We start from the raw sequence: 13,608 nt of genomic DNA, 5'->3' as shown, positions 1-13,608 counted from the left end.
CTATAATTATTTTTATAATTGGGGAATTATGAGTATAATAGAAGTATACAGTATTTACAATTATGGGGGATCAAAAAATGGAAACTACTGCAATTGAAACTATATCAAGAAATATAAAAATTATGGTAGAAGGTGCTGGTTTTACCGAGTTTTTTACTTTTTTAACCCAGTTAGCCCTTTTTTTATTACTATGTTTTATTATTTATTATCTCATCCATATCGGTAATCAGTATGTTGAAAAAGACAATAAAGTCAATGTAGGGAAAAAACAAATTTATCAATTTATTTTTATCTTTATTGTTTTATTGTTAATGATTTTTATGTTTAGGATAAGGGGATTACTTTTTCAAATATTAGGGCCTTTTGTTTTTGCCATAGTACTAGCTTATATCCTAAATCCCATTGTACACTTTTTATATACCAAAGGCATCCCTAGAATATGGGGGGTATTACTGTTATATTTAACAATTATGTGCATTATACTAATACTTTCCTTCACTTTAATTCCAAGAATCACAGAGGAAGTAAAAAGATTGATTGAACTAATGCCCCAATATAGTAATGATATCTATGATTATCTATATGATGTCTATTTAAAATATGATCGTAACCTACAAAATCTTCCACCAGAATTAGATGGAATTAAAGGACTATTGCGACTAAATATCGATAGAATAGAGGCTATCATCTTTGGAGCAGTTACCGCCATCACCAACATACTACTAAATGTATTTTCTAAAGTAATTGGCCTGGTGTTGATCCCCATATTAGCCTTTTATTTTTTAAAGGATGTTGATAAATTCAAAAGAAGTATTGTCCTCCTAATTCCCAAATCCTGCAGACATCAAGTCATTAAAATAGCAGAGGATATAGATAAAGTGTTGGGGGGGTTTATTAGAGGACAATTGACGGTTGCAGCCTTTGTAGGCCTATTGACTACTATATCTCTACTCATATTAAGGGTTGAATTTGCAGTGTTAGTAGGATTAATAGCAGGAACAGCCAATATCATTCCCTATTTTGGGCCTGTCATAGGGATTGTACCAGGAGTACTATTTGCCCTAATGGATGGCCCCATCAAAGCCCTTTGGGTGATAATTGTCTTTACAGTCATTCAACAAATTGAAAGTGGGATTATTGCCCCAAAGGTAGTTGGGAAAAGTGTAGGAATCCATCCTGTATATGTGATTTTAGCCCTAATTATTGGAGGAAAGTTCTTTGGTGTTATTGGACTTTTAATAGCTGTTCCTGCTGCTGCCACCATTAAGGTTTTAGGCAAGCATTTCATAAGCTACGTTGCAAAATTTTAGTTATATATTGACAAGATATAGGTTATTCTATATAATGCAAATAATAAATTAAAAATAACTACAAGCTATGATGAGAAATAGTAATAGTACTTGATTCTGATAGAGAGGAGGTTCTTGGCTGGAAAACCTCTAGATAGGGTATATGAAGCAGTCTCTGAGCTATAATCTTGAAATAACTATTCGTTAGATTAGAGATTATCGGATAATCCGTTATCTTTTGACTTTTTTCTCTGAGTGACCGTATTTACGGTAATTAGGGTGGTACCGCGAGAATACCCTCGTCCCTACTATAGTTTTGTAAGGATGGGGGTTTTTTTATTTTTACATAGATAAAAGATATTTTAAGGAGGATATGTATGGAAAAGAAAGGATTAAATGAAATTAGAAAATTATTTTTAGACTTTTTTAAGACAAAGGAGCATTTAGCAAGACCCAGCTATCCCTTAGTCCCACAAAATGATAAAAGTCTATTGTTAATCAATGCTGGTATGGCTCCTCTAAAACCATACTTTGCAGGAACTGAAACTCCCCCAAGTAAAAGAATGGTAACCTGTCAAAAATGTATAAGAACAGGAGATATAGAAAATGTAGGAAAGACAGCAAGACATGCAACCTTCTTTGAAATGCTGGGAAATTTCTCCTTTGGAGATTATTTTAAAGAAGAATCTATCCTATGGGGATGGGAGTTCGTCACTGAGCATCTGAAAATGCCTGTTGATAAACTATGGGCTTCTATTTATTATGAGGATGAGGAAGCCTTTGACATATGGCACAAAAAGATTGGTCTTTCCACCGACAAAATTGTTCGTTTGGGGAAAGAGGACAACTTTTGGGAGATAGGCGTAGGTCCCTGTGGTCCTTGCTCTGAGATTTATTTTGACCGTGGAGAAAAATACGGATGTGGTGCTGAAGATTGTAAGCCTGGATGCGAGTGTGATCGATATGTGGAGTTCTGGAACCATGTATTTACTCAATTTGATAAGGATGAAGAAGGCAACTATAATCTATTGCCTAATCCCAATATCGATACAGGTATGGGCTTAGAAAGGGTTGCTTGCATCATGCAGGACGTAGATTCTATCTTTGAAGTAGATACCATGAAATATATTTTAAATAATGCCTGTCAATTAACCAATACGAAGTATAATGAAAATAACGAGAAAAACATATCTCTACGAATTATTACTGATCATATACGATCTGTCACCTTCATGGTTAGTGACGGTATTCTCCCCAGCAATGAGGGTAGAGGCTATGTTTTAAGAAGACTTTTAAGAAGAGCTGCCCGTCATGGTAAAATATTAGGGATAGACAAAAGCTTTTTACACAATCTAGTGGACGCAGTTATAAAAATGTATGGTGAAACCTATACGGAGCTGAAGGAAAAAGAAGAATATATTAAAAGAGTCATTCAGGTGGAAGAAGAACGCTTCCAAGAAACCATACAACAAGGATTAGATATTTTAAGCAGCTACATGAAGGAAATAGAAGAGGCTAAAGAAGATACATTAAAGGGAGAATATGCCTTTAAGCTATATGACACCTATGGATTCCCATTGGATTTGACAAAAGAAATTGTGGAGGAAAAAGGATTAAAAGTAGATATTCAAGGCTTTGAAGAGGAAATGACAAGACAAAGAGAGAGAGCTAGAAAAGCAAGGGGTGGAGAAGATACAGAGGGATGGAAAGAGGATGTATTTACCAGTCTTAGCAAAGATATAGCAACAGAATTTAAAGGCTATGAAGCTCTGACAAACAAAGGCAAGGTTTTAGCTATTGTAAAGGACAATCAGGTAGTGGCATCGGCCCATGAAAATGATGAGATAATCATTATATTAGATGAAACCACCTTCTATGGAGAAGGTGGTGGACAGGTGGGGGATGTAGGTATTATCTACAACGAAACCTTTGAGGGCATGGTTTTAGATACAAAAAAAGGAATTAACAATAGAATCCATCAAACAATTAAAGTAAATAAAGGAAGGATAAATGTTGGAGATGTAGTTACATCCCAAGTAGATGAAACCATAAGAAAAAATACTGCTAGAAACCACACCGCTACCCATCTTCTTCATAGGGCACTAAAAGAAGTAGTTGGAGAGCATGTACAGCAGGCGGGCTCCCTAGTTACTCCAGAAAGATTAAGGTTTGACTTTACTCACTTTGAAGGTCTTACTACAGAAGAAATAGCAGCCATAGAGGAAAAGGTAAATCATCAAATTTTTCAAGGATTACAAGTAACATCCTTTGAAACCACCCCCAATCAAGCAAAACAAATGGGAGCTGAAGCACTATTTGGTGAAAAATACGGGGAAGTAGTGAGGGTCATAAAGGTAGGAGATTATAGTACAGAGCTATGTGGTGGGACCCATTTGAAAAACAGTAGCGAAATTGGAATTTTTCTTATCCTTAATGAAGGCGGCGTTGCCTCTGGAGTTAGAAGAATAGAAGCTGTTACTGGAGCTGAAGCCTATAAATATGCAAAAAGTCAGCAAAAAACTGTTGATATGACTGCAGAGTTATTAAAAACACAGGTAAGCAGTGTCATCCCTCGACTAGAAGCACTTATTGGGGAAGGTAAGGAAAAAGACCGAGAAATCAACAGATTAAAAGCAAAATTAGCCACAGGAGCAGTAGATGAAATTGTTGACAAGGCTAAAGTTATCGATGATGTAAAGGTCATCATTGAAAAAGTGGAGGTTCAGGGAATGGATGACCTCAGAAAAATGGGAGACACCTTAAAGGATAAACTACAGTCAGGGGTTATTCTATTGGCATCTGAAGCCGATGGAAAGGTAAACTTTATTGCAACAGCTACAAAAGACCTAGTAGCAAAGGGCATACATGCTGGAAATCTAGTGAAGGAAGCTGCTAAAGTTACTGGCGGCGGCGGTGGTGGAAGACCAGATATGGCCCAGGCTGGAGGAAAAAACCCAGAAAAAATTCAAGAAGCATTGGAAAAAGCAGAAGAGTTATTAAAAAAACAATTAAATGGATAAAATAATAGGGCATGGATTTTCATGCCCTATTATTTTGCGTTTTAATGACATTTTTCAAATGTAATTGGAGACAAAGGGTATAATATGGTAAAATGTAATTAATTATAAAGAGAGAGGGGATTAATTATGGGAGATAAATTCAACTTAACAATGAAGTTTAACTTAGAGAAGGATAAAGAAAAACAAGTAAAGGATATTATTATAGAAGTTCATAAGTCCCTAGAGGAAAAAGGGTATAATCCAATTAATCAGATGATAGGATATATCCTATCAGGAGATCCAACCTATATTACAAACTATAATGAGGCTAGAAGTATCATTAGAAAAATTGAAAGAGATGAATTATTAGAGGAATTACTAAAAACATACTTAGAAAAAAATAGGAGCGAATAAGCTTGAAAATCAATAAAAAATGGTTTTTAACATTAATAATAGTAGCCAGTATGATAAATCTTTTCACCCCTTCAATTTATGCTTTAGAAAAGCCTGAGACACCTAAAGTGATTATGGTCATCATAAATCGTGTAAACTTTGATGATCTCCAGAGGATGCCTAGGGTTAAGGCTTTAATGGATGAAGGTGCTGTGACTTTAATGAACACTAGAGCTTCAGGGAAAAATAGTGAATTTAAATCCTATGCAACCCTAGGTGCTGGGATAAGGGCAGAAGCCTCCCATTCTACGGCACTATTTTATCCTTTAGATAAAAATACCAAAGCCATATATGAAAGACGTATGGAGGGGGGGGTGGCAGAAAAGGGTATTATCAACTATAATATTCACAGCCTCCTTCAACAAAATTTAAGGGGAGAATATGGTGCAATGCCAGGAGCCTTAGGAGAGATGCTAACACAGCAGGGCTATAAAACCATTATATTGGGTAATAGCGATACAGAGGATTACCTATCAAGGGCAGCTGGCTTCATCCCTATGGATAGTAGAGGCTATATTCATGGAGGACAAGTAGATGGTGATCTAATCCAGAAGGATATAAATAGTCCCTTTGGCATGAAGACAAACTATGATAAATTACTGGAGGCTTTTATAGGAGCTTATAATGAGGGGAACTTCTTTGTCATCGAAACAGGAGATATTAACAGACTAGAAAGCTACAGGACCAACGTCACCAACAGTATGTACATAGAGCATAAAAACAATGCATTAGACAATATCGATGGTTTTATTGATAAACTGTTACAGCATATTGAGGGTGATCCTACAGTCCTTATGCTGGTAACACCCTATCCTTCTGATGATGCTGCCGCCAGAGGTGAGAGATTGACCCCTGTAGTCATTTATGAGGAAGGAGCCCCCGGTGGCCTTCTATGGTCGGGAACCACTCGGAGAATGGGGATAATTGGAAATGTGGATATAGCCCCAACTGTATTAGGTTATTTTGATATAGAGCCCATCGGTATGATTGGTAGAGGTGTCACCACTGTAGCCGCTGATGATGGGATATCCTACATTCAGTATTTAAACAGAAGAGTTGTTAATACTTCTCTACAACGCTACAGAATTTTGTATAGCTTTGCTGTGTACCAAATGTTGGCTTCTGTTGCAGCGTTACTTACAATTGTATTTAGAAAAAGAATACCAGCAAAATGGTACAATCCTGTAGCATTTTGCTTATTGGGAACGATTGTGGCACCCTTCACCTTGTTAATTTTACCTTTATTAGGGGTTTTAACGATAACGCTTAATTACATATTTTTGATTATTATTACTGGCATATTGATTATTGTGCTATACTATTTAGGGAGAAAGGAACCTCTAAATATCATACTATATGCCTCTTTATTAGTGTCGGCAGGATTGATCCTAGATATTGGATTGGGACAAAATCTAATTAAGAACTCCATTTTAGGGTACGATCCTATTATAGGAGCCCGATACTATGGCATAGGTAATGAATATATGGGGGTATTAATAGGGGCGGTTTTAATCTTTACCACCACTCTTTTAGATAGATACAATATGAATAAATACTTTGTTATTCTATTTTATCTTCTAACAACCATTGTTATAGCATTTCCTACAATGGGGGCAAATGTAGGAGGAACCATTACTGCTGTATTTGCGTTTTTGTTTACCTCCATTAGACTATTACAAAAGAAAATAAATATAAAAAGGCTTATATATATACTTATTGGTGTTATATCAGTGGTGGTTGTGATGGCGGTAATAGATTTGTTTTTTATGGAAAACCACAGCCACTTAGCATCTGCTATTCAACAGATTGTTGACAACGGACCCATAGTCATATACCAAATCATCACCAGAAAAATAGCAATGAATATACGGGTAATGGGGGTAACGGTTTGGAGTAGAGTTCTTCTAATGACTATAGCTATAGTAGGGATATTATTCTACAGACCTGCAGGAATTATTAAGAAGATAACCTCCACTTATCCTAATATGACCATAGGCTGGGGAGGTATCATTGTTGCCTGTGGGGTATCCTTTGCTGTTAATGACTCTGGGGTTGTTTCTGCTGCTACAACTATTATCTTTTTATCAACTACAATACTATATTTAATTATGGATTCTTTCTATAGACAAAAAAGATGTAAGGGTGAATAATTTGGAAAAAGTAATTTTGGGCCAGACCTCCATAGAAGTCTCTAAGCTTTGTTTTGGAAGTCTAACAATGGGCCCCCTACAAGCCGATAAGTCTCCTCAAGAAGGTGGAAACTTATTATTACATGGATTTGAGAGGGGAATTAATTTCCTTGACACTGCAGAACTTTATGAAACCTACCCCCATATCAAAAATGCATTAAAGGGTTGGGAGAGGGAGGAGATTGTTATTGCAACGAAATCCTATGCCTATTCCCAAGAAACAGCTGAAAACAGTCTTAAAAAGGCACTAAAGGAAATGGGAACGGATTACGTGGATTTATTTCTTCTCCATGAACAGGAAAGTCAGCATACCCTAAGGGGTCATGCTGAAGCACTAGAATACTTTATTAAAATGAAGGAAAAAGGCTATATTAGAGCTGTTGGGATATCCACCCATACAGTTGCAGCTGTAGAAGCTTCTTTAAAAATCAAGGAGATAGAAATTCTTCATCCCATTGTCAATATTGCTGGCCTTGGCATACAGGACGGCACGATAGAAGAAATGCTAAAGGTATTAACCGAAGCCTATCAAATGGGGAAGGGTATATATGGTATGAAGCCCTTGGGGGGAGGCAATTTATTAAAAAGCTTTAAAGAGTGCTTTGACTTTGTCCTTGGATTAGATTGCCTACATGCTATAGCTGTAGGTATGCAATCAAAGGATGAGATCGATGCAAATATTGCAATTTTTCAAGGCAAATCCATAGATAAACAATTATTAGAAAAAATAAAGGGCAAAAAAAGAAAATTAAAAATAGATTATTGGTGTGAAGGATGTGGAAAATGCACAGAGATTTGTAGCCATAATGCTTTAAAAATTGAAGCGGATAGGTTGATAGTAGACCATGAAAAATGTGTTTTATGTGGCTATTGCTCAAAAAGTTGTCCCCATTTCTGTATCAAAGTCATATAGGAGGTTATTAAAGTTGAAAAGATTTATGGGACTAGATGTAGGAGACAAAAGAATAGGCGTTGCCTTAAGTGATTTAATGGGATGGACAGCTCAAGGATTAGAGACGGTTGAGCGAACAAATCTAAAAAAGGATCTACAGCGACTAGAAGAAATCATTAAAGCAAATGAAGTAGAAAAAATTGTTGTGGGATTACCTAAAAATATGAATGGGACCCTAGGCCCCCAAAGTGAAAAGGTATTGGAGTTTACAGAAAGACTAAAAAAACGTACAGATAAAGAAATAATTTTCTGGGATGAGAGACTTACCACAGTTGCTGCAGAAAAATCTCTGATCCAAGCAGATATGAGCAGAAAAAAAAGGAAAACTGTCATTGACAAAGTAGCTGCTACTTATATTTTGCAAAATTATTTAGATAGTATAAATAGATAAAAAAACGTGTTTTTTCTCAAATTTTAGTATATAATACAACTGTACATTGTTAATATAAATAAAGGAGGATTTATAATGGAAGAAAATGAAAATATTATAACGTTAGTAGATGAGGATGGAAAAGAGGAGAATTTTGAAGTTCTTATGACCTTAGATGTAGAGGGAAAAGAATATGCCATACTAATACCTGTGGGTGCTGATGAAGAAGAGGACGCTTATATCTTTAAAGTAATCCACGAAGGAGAAGAAGAATACTCATTGGTGGCTATTGAAGATGATGAAGAGTACGAAAATGTTGTAGCAGCCTATGAAGCAATCGTAGACGAAGACGAAGAAGAGGAAGAATAGTCATAAAAAATAGATGGACAGTTAATAGGTCCATCTATTTCTTTTATTAATATAAAAACTAGAGACTACAGCAGCTACAAATCCTAAGGTTATTAGAAAAGTCATGATATAAGCACTTAAACGGGTATCCATAAACCTCAATCCTATTCCAGATTTAAAGAGGAATGGAGGTAGAGCTAATAATCGGTCAAACCCCAATAGGTAGTATAATAAGGTTATGGCTACGATAGGTATAACTATAGTTCCGACGGTAGAAAACAGAGGAGACAGCAATTTATCATAATTGTTGATACCCTTTAGATAACCAACTACCCCTCCAATAACAGAAAATATTGGATAAATATAAGCTGGATGAATATAAGCCGCTATTTTGGGTAAGAATTCAAGTGTTATGACTGATAAAGTCATCCCTATAACAAACCCTAAAAACATACCATGAACCAAATTTAAAAACAAATTATAATTGGATTTCAAAATCATTACCCCCTCTCAAAATGGTAATAATTATTACAAAAGATAGAAAAAGTTTTAACATAAATATTAACAACTGTAGATAGCTTTAGTATAACTAATGAAGGTGAAAATTATGAAAATAAATATTGAAGGTAACAAAGTAGAGGGTGTATTTCAACGGAGACTCAATCGATTTATTGGGGAAGTATTAATTGATGATAAGCTGGAAATCACCCATATTCCTAATACAGGTAGGATGAAGGACTTTTTAACTAACGGTGCCAACATAATCCTTAGGAAAGTGAATGAACCCCATAGAAAAACCCAATACGATCTACTGATGGTTTATAAAGACAATACTTTAATCAATATTGACTCTAAGCTTCCAAATAATCTTCTACATAAGGCCTTTTTAAATAAAGATATAGAGGGTTTTCAGCAATATGATGATATAAGAAGAGAGGTTACCTTTGGTAACAGTAAGTTTGATTTTTATCTTTCTAACAAAAAAGAATCCGTTCTAGTGGAAGCAAAATGTGTTACTTTGGTGAAGGAAAATCACTTAGCCTCTTTCCCTGATGCTCCAACTGACCGGGGAACAAAACATATATTAGAGCTAATAGAAGCAAAAAAACAGGGATTTCGGACAGCAGTATTTTTTATTATTCAAAGAGATGATGCCAATAAGTTTACCCCTAATCAAGAGATGGATGAAGCCTTTTATAAGGCAGTATTATTGGCAAAAAAAGTAGACGTAGAATTTTATGCTTATACCTGTCATGTAACACCAAACAGCCTAAGGTTAAAAAACCAATTAGAAATTATTCTATAGAAAAATACTGGGTACAAAATAAATTTCAGTTAAAAATAGAAATGATTGACAACAATAAGGTTTTATACTATACTTATACATGAAAAGTGTTATTATTTGAGAAACGAAGGTGACAAAATGGAAAACCTAATGGAATCATTGAAGGAAAAACTAAAAGAAAAAGGGTATAAATTGACACCTCAAAGGAGAGCAACACTAGACGTCATTATAGATAATCGAGGTAAACATTTAAATACTGAAGAAATATATGACCTTGTAAAGGAAAAATGTCCAGATATTGGTTTGGCCACTGTATATAGAACATTGCAATTACTTGATGAAATGCAAGTAATATTAAAAATAAATTTAGATGATGGCTGTAGTAGATATGAATTCAACACCCATGAAGATGACCATCAGCACCACCATTTAATATGTCAAAATTGTGGTGGCGTGACAGAAGTAGAAATTGACCTATTAGAACATTTAGAAGAAGAAATCGAAAGAAGCCATGATTTTCAAATAAATGACCACAAAGTAAAATTTTTCGGCATTTGTTCTAAGTGTAAGTAGTCTTGCAGATTTCTGCAAGACTTTATCTATGTTATAATATTTTTTACTAGACTTTTAAAACTACATTCTTTAGGACAAAATACATATATCAAATATTAATATAAAATTAGGTTCTGTTAAGCGCTATTGTTGATTTTCTCATCCTATGAATTTTTTAATTCTGTCATAGTTTTATTTATACAATAGCAACATCTATCCTTAACATAGCCTAGAATTAAAAAAGAGTGGGTTTTATAATAAACAGATATGTTGTTCACCTATAACAAAATTGTTTATGGACGGGCATGATATAAAAAAGATAAATTATGTAGAAATGAAAAAGGAGTGACTTATTTTGGGAAGAAAACCTACAAAAATTAGAGTAATACCTTTAGGTGGGCTAAAGGAAATTGGAAAAAATATGACAATCATTGAATATAAAGATGAAATGATTATAATCGATTGTGGATTAAGTTTTCCAGAGGATGAAATGTTGGGGATTGATATCGTTATACCCGATATAACCTATGTCATGAAAAACAAAGATAAAATAAAGGCCATTGTTTTAACCCATGGACATGAGGACCATATAGGAGCATTACCCTATGTTCTAAAAAAGATAAATGTGCCTGTATACGGAACTCGATTGACATTAGGACTAGTAGAAAACAAATTAAGAGAACATAAACTATTATCAGATGTTCATTTACAAAGAGTTGAACCAGGAGAAACAGTACAAATCCAAGGCTTTGAAGTAGAATTTATACGAAGCAGTCATAGTATTCCTGATGCGTGTGCCTTGGCTATTCATACATCCTTAGGTGTAATTCTCCATACAGGGGACTTTAAAATAGACTATACACCTATAGATGAACAGATGATTGATCTTCAAAGAATAGCAGAGCTAGGAAAAAAAGGCGTTCTATTAATGTTAGCTGATAGCACCAATGTAGAAAGACCCGGTACAACCATGTCTGAAAGAAGTGTAGGAGCCACCTTTGAAAATATTTTTAATAATACCAGAAGTAGAATTATCGTGGCCACCTTTGCCTCCAATGTTCATCGGGTACAGCAAATTGTTAATGCCGCCCATAAGCATAATAGAAAAATCGTTGTATCTGGAAGAAGTATGGTAAATGTGGTTGCAGTGGCTGAAGAATTAGGGAATTTAATTATACCCGATGGTTTAATTATCGACGTAAATCATATAGATCAATATGAAGACCATGAAATTGTCATCATCACAACAGGAAGTCAAGGAGAAACTATGGCTGGACTCTCTAGAATGGCAACCTCAGACCATCGAAAACTGGATATTCGGGCTGGAGATACTGTAATTATTTCAGCTACCCCCATACCTGGAAATGAAAAAACAGTCAGCAGAGTAATTAACCAATTATTTGAAAAAGGTGCTGATGTCATTTATGAAAGCTTAGCAGATGTACACGTATCAGGCCATGCTTGTCAAGAAGAACTTAAATTAATGCATAAACTAGCAAGTCCCAAATATTTTATTCCAGTCCATGGTGAATTTAGACATCTAAAACAACATGCAAAATTAGCTGAAAACTTAGGTATGCCTAAAGAAAATATATTTACCATACAAAATGGTAATGTAGTAGAGATTACCAAGGACTATGGAAAGCTAGCAGGCAATGTCCCTGCTGGACCAGTCTTAGTAGACGGATTAGGGGTTGGAGATGTAGGCAATATTGTTTTAAGAGATCGAAAACATCTTGCTGAAGATGGATTAATGGTGGTAGTTGTTACCATTACAAGAGAAGGCGGAAAGGTTGCTGCAGGTCCAGATATTATATCTAGAGGATTTGTATATGTAAGGGAATCAGAAGACTTAATCGATGAAGCAAAACAAATCGTTAGGGGAGCTCTAGAGCATTGCGAACAACAAAACATTAAAGAATGGTCTATTCTAAAAAGCTCCATAAGAGACGCTTTAAAAGATTTCCTTTATGCAAAAACCAAGAGAAGACCTATGATTTTACCTGTTATTATGGAGGTATAAACAACACCCCGTCATCTTAACCACAGATGACGGGGTTAAATTTTCATCAAAATATAAAAGACAGTAGGAAAAAGCCATCTAGATGTAGTATACTCTATTAAGAGGGGGTGAAGTAATGAACATTTTACTTTATTTGCTAATATTAGTTTTAGGCGCCATCATTGGCTATAAAAATATATTAAGCAATTTTTTTATGGAAAAAATCGAGGATATCCAAACCTATGCTTTACTGTTGTTATTATTTATTATGGGGATTAATATAGGTATAGATCAGGACGTTATAAAATATTTTGGTGTGATAGGCTATCAATCCATTGTATTAGCAACTTTTTCAATTGTTTTTAGCATTTTAGCAGTAAAGCTTGTGACAGGAAAAGTACTTAAGGGGAAAGAAGGGATAAAAAATGACGGTTAAAATTATGGTAGCAGTGGCACTGGGAATTGCAGGAGGATTTTTTGTATTTCCTCCGAGTATAGGAGACCATATGGGAATCATAATTGATATAGGGCTATGTTTAGTACTTTTCTTTGTTGGAATAGATATTGGTAAACAAGGAAATATTTTAAAAAAGATAAAAAACTTAGGCTTCAAAATATTATTGATACCTTTAATGATTGCTATGGGAAGTATTCTTGGAGCCATTGCTGGTGGTTTATTGATTAAACTTCCAATTAATGAAGCTGGGGCAATTGGCGCAGGCTTTGGATGGTATTCCTTATCGGCTATTGAATTATCAAAGCATAGTTCTGAGTTAGGAGCATTGGCCTTTATTACAAATGTTACCAGAGAAGTCATTGCTTTAATAACCATCCCCTTTGTAGCAAAATACATAGGCAAACTGGAATCTATAGCACCTGCAGGGGCCACCGCTATGGATACAGCCCTGCCGGTTATTTCAAGATCCACCGACGGCAATATAGCTGTTATATCCTTTATTACAGGAGTCATACTATCTTCTATGGTACCTGTTTTAGTACCTACTTTAATGGTAGTACTGAAATAGCAAACCTTAGATCCTATGATTTTTTTAGAAAAGCTCTGTTAAAGGCTATTGTTGATTTTCCCATTCTATAAATTCTTGAATTCTGTCATAGTTTTATTTATATAATATCAATATCTATCTTTAACATAGCCTTTAGAAATAGAA

At 35.0% G+C, this 13,608-nt stretch carries 13 protein-coding genes and 1 other annotated feature; of the genes, 12 read left to right on the top strand and 1 reads right to left on the bottom strand.

What is annotated here, in order from left to right:
- Positions 1–77: 77 nt before the first annotated feature.
- From BLS22_RS07415 to BLS22_RS07385, 7 genes are all read left to right on the top strand, one after another.
- Positions 78–1,310 carry an AI-2E family transporter gene (locus BLS22_RS07415; protein WP_090552937.1) on the top strand — a complete coding sequence of 411 codons (1,233 nt, stop codon included), beginning with the start codon at positions 78–80 and terminating at the stop codon, positions 1,308–1,310.
- Between the two features lie 58 nt (positions 1,311–1,368).
- Positions 1,369–1,599: a binding site (T-box leader), on the top strand.
- Between the two features lie 67 nt (positions 1,600–1,666).
- Positions 1,667–4,309: an alanine--tRNA ligase gene (gene alaS, locus BLS22_RS07410; RefSeq protein WP_090552934.1), complete on the top strand. Its 2,643-nt coding sequence runs from the start codon at positions 1,667–1,669 to the stop codon at positions 4,307–4,309.
- 126 nt (positions 4,310–4,435) lie between these two features.
- The gene (locus BLS22_RS07405; protein ID WP_090552931.1) at positions 4,436–4,702 is read left to right on the top strand and encodes an IreB family regulatory phosphoprotein; all 267 of its coding nucleotides are present in this window, start codon (positions 4,436–4,438) and stop codon (positions 4,700–4,702) included.
- 2 nt (positions 4,703–4,704) lie between these two features.
- Positions 4,705–6,891, top strand: a complete 2,187-nt coding sequence (locus tag BLS22_RS07400) for a hypothetical protein (protein WP_090552928.1) — start codon at positions 4,705–4,707, stop codon at positions 6,889–6,891.
- A 1-nt stretch (position 6,892) separates the two neighbouring features.
- The gene (locus tag BLS22_RS07395) at positions 6,893–7,843 is read left to right on the top strand and encodes an aldo/keto reductase (RefSeq protein ID WP_090552925.1); all 951 of its coding nucleotides are present in this window, start codon (positions 6,893–6,895) and stop codon (positions 7,841–7,843) included.
- 25 nt (positions 7,844–7,868) lie between these two features.
- Positions 7,869–8,273 carry a Holliday junction resolvase RuvX gene (gene ruvX / locus BLS22_RS07390; RefSeq protein ID WP_244269506.1) on the top strand — a complete coding sequence of 135 codons (405 nt, stop codon included), beginning with the start codon at positions 7,869–7,871 and terminating at the stop codon, positions 8,271–8,273.
- 75 nt (positions 8,274–8,348) lie between these two features.
- Positions 8,349–8,621, top strand: a complete 273-nt coding sequence (locus BLS22_RS07385; protein WP_090552920.1) for a DUF1292 domain-containing protein — start codon at positions 8,349–8,351, stop codon at positions 8,619–8,621.
- Between the two features lie 21 nt (positions 8,622–8,642).
- Here the strand turns inward: BLS22_RS07385 and BLS22_RS07380 are convergent, their stop codons facing one another.
- A complete protein-coding gene (locus BLS22_RS07380; protein WP_090552917.1) occupies positions 8,643–9,095 on the bottom strand; it encodes a hypothetical protein in 453 nt (150 codons plus the stop codon).
- 112 nt (positions 9,096–9,207) lie between these two features.
- Here BLS22_RS07380 and sfsA point away from each other — a divergent pair, with 112 nt between their 5' ends.
- The 5 genes from sfsA (at position 9,208) to BLS22_RS07355 (ending at position 13,464) form a co-directional block, all read left to right on the top strand.
- The gene (sfsA, locus tag BLS22_RS07375; protein ID WP_090552914.1) at positions 9,208–9,906 is read left to right on the top strand and encodes a DNA/RNA nuclease SfsA; all 699 of its coding nucleotides are present in this window, start codon (positions 9,208–9,210) and stop codon (positions 9,904–9,906) included.
- A gap of 117 nt (positions 9,907–10,023) precedes the next feature.
- On the top strand, positions 10,024–10,458 hold the full coding sequence (locus BLS22_RS07370; protein WP_090552911.1) for a Fur family transcriptional regulator: 435 nt from the start codon (positions 10,024–10,026) through the stop codon (positions 10,456–10,458).
- A gap of 331 nt (positions 10,459–10,789) precedes the next feature.
- Entirely contained in the window at positions 10,790–12,460 is a 1,671-nt protein-coding gene (locus BLS22_RS07365) for a ribonuclease J (RefSeq protein WP_408633668.1), read from the top strand.
- Positions 12,461–12,575: 115 nt separating this feature from the next.
- Positions 12,576–12,875: a LysO family transporter gene (locus BLS22_RS07360; protein ID WP_090552906.1), complete on the top strand. Its 300-nt coding sequence runs from the start codon at positions 12,576–12,578 to the stop codon at positions 12,873–12,875.
- Positions 12,865–13,464 (top strand): LysO family transporter, encoded by a 600-nt coding sequence (locus BLS22_RS07355; RefSeq protein WP_090552903.1) that lies wholly within the window; start codon positions 12,865–12,867, stop codon positions 13,462–13,464. Before BLS22_RS07360 ends, BLS22_RS07355 begins: the two co-directional genes overlap by 11 nt.
- Positions 13,465–13,608 lie beyond the last annotated feature (144 nt).

This window comes from Natronincola ferrireducens (assembly GCF_900100845.1).
GTDB classification, from domain to species: Bacteria; Bacillota; Clostridia; order Peptostreptococcales; family Natronincolaceae; genus Natronincola_B; species Natronincola_B ferrireducens.
The sequence above is the reverse complement of the archived record's forward strand: the minus strand, read 5'-3'. Positions and strand labels throughout refer to the sequence as shown.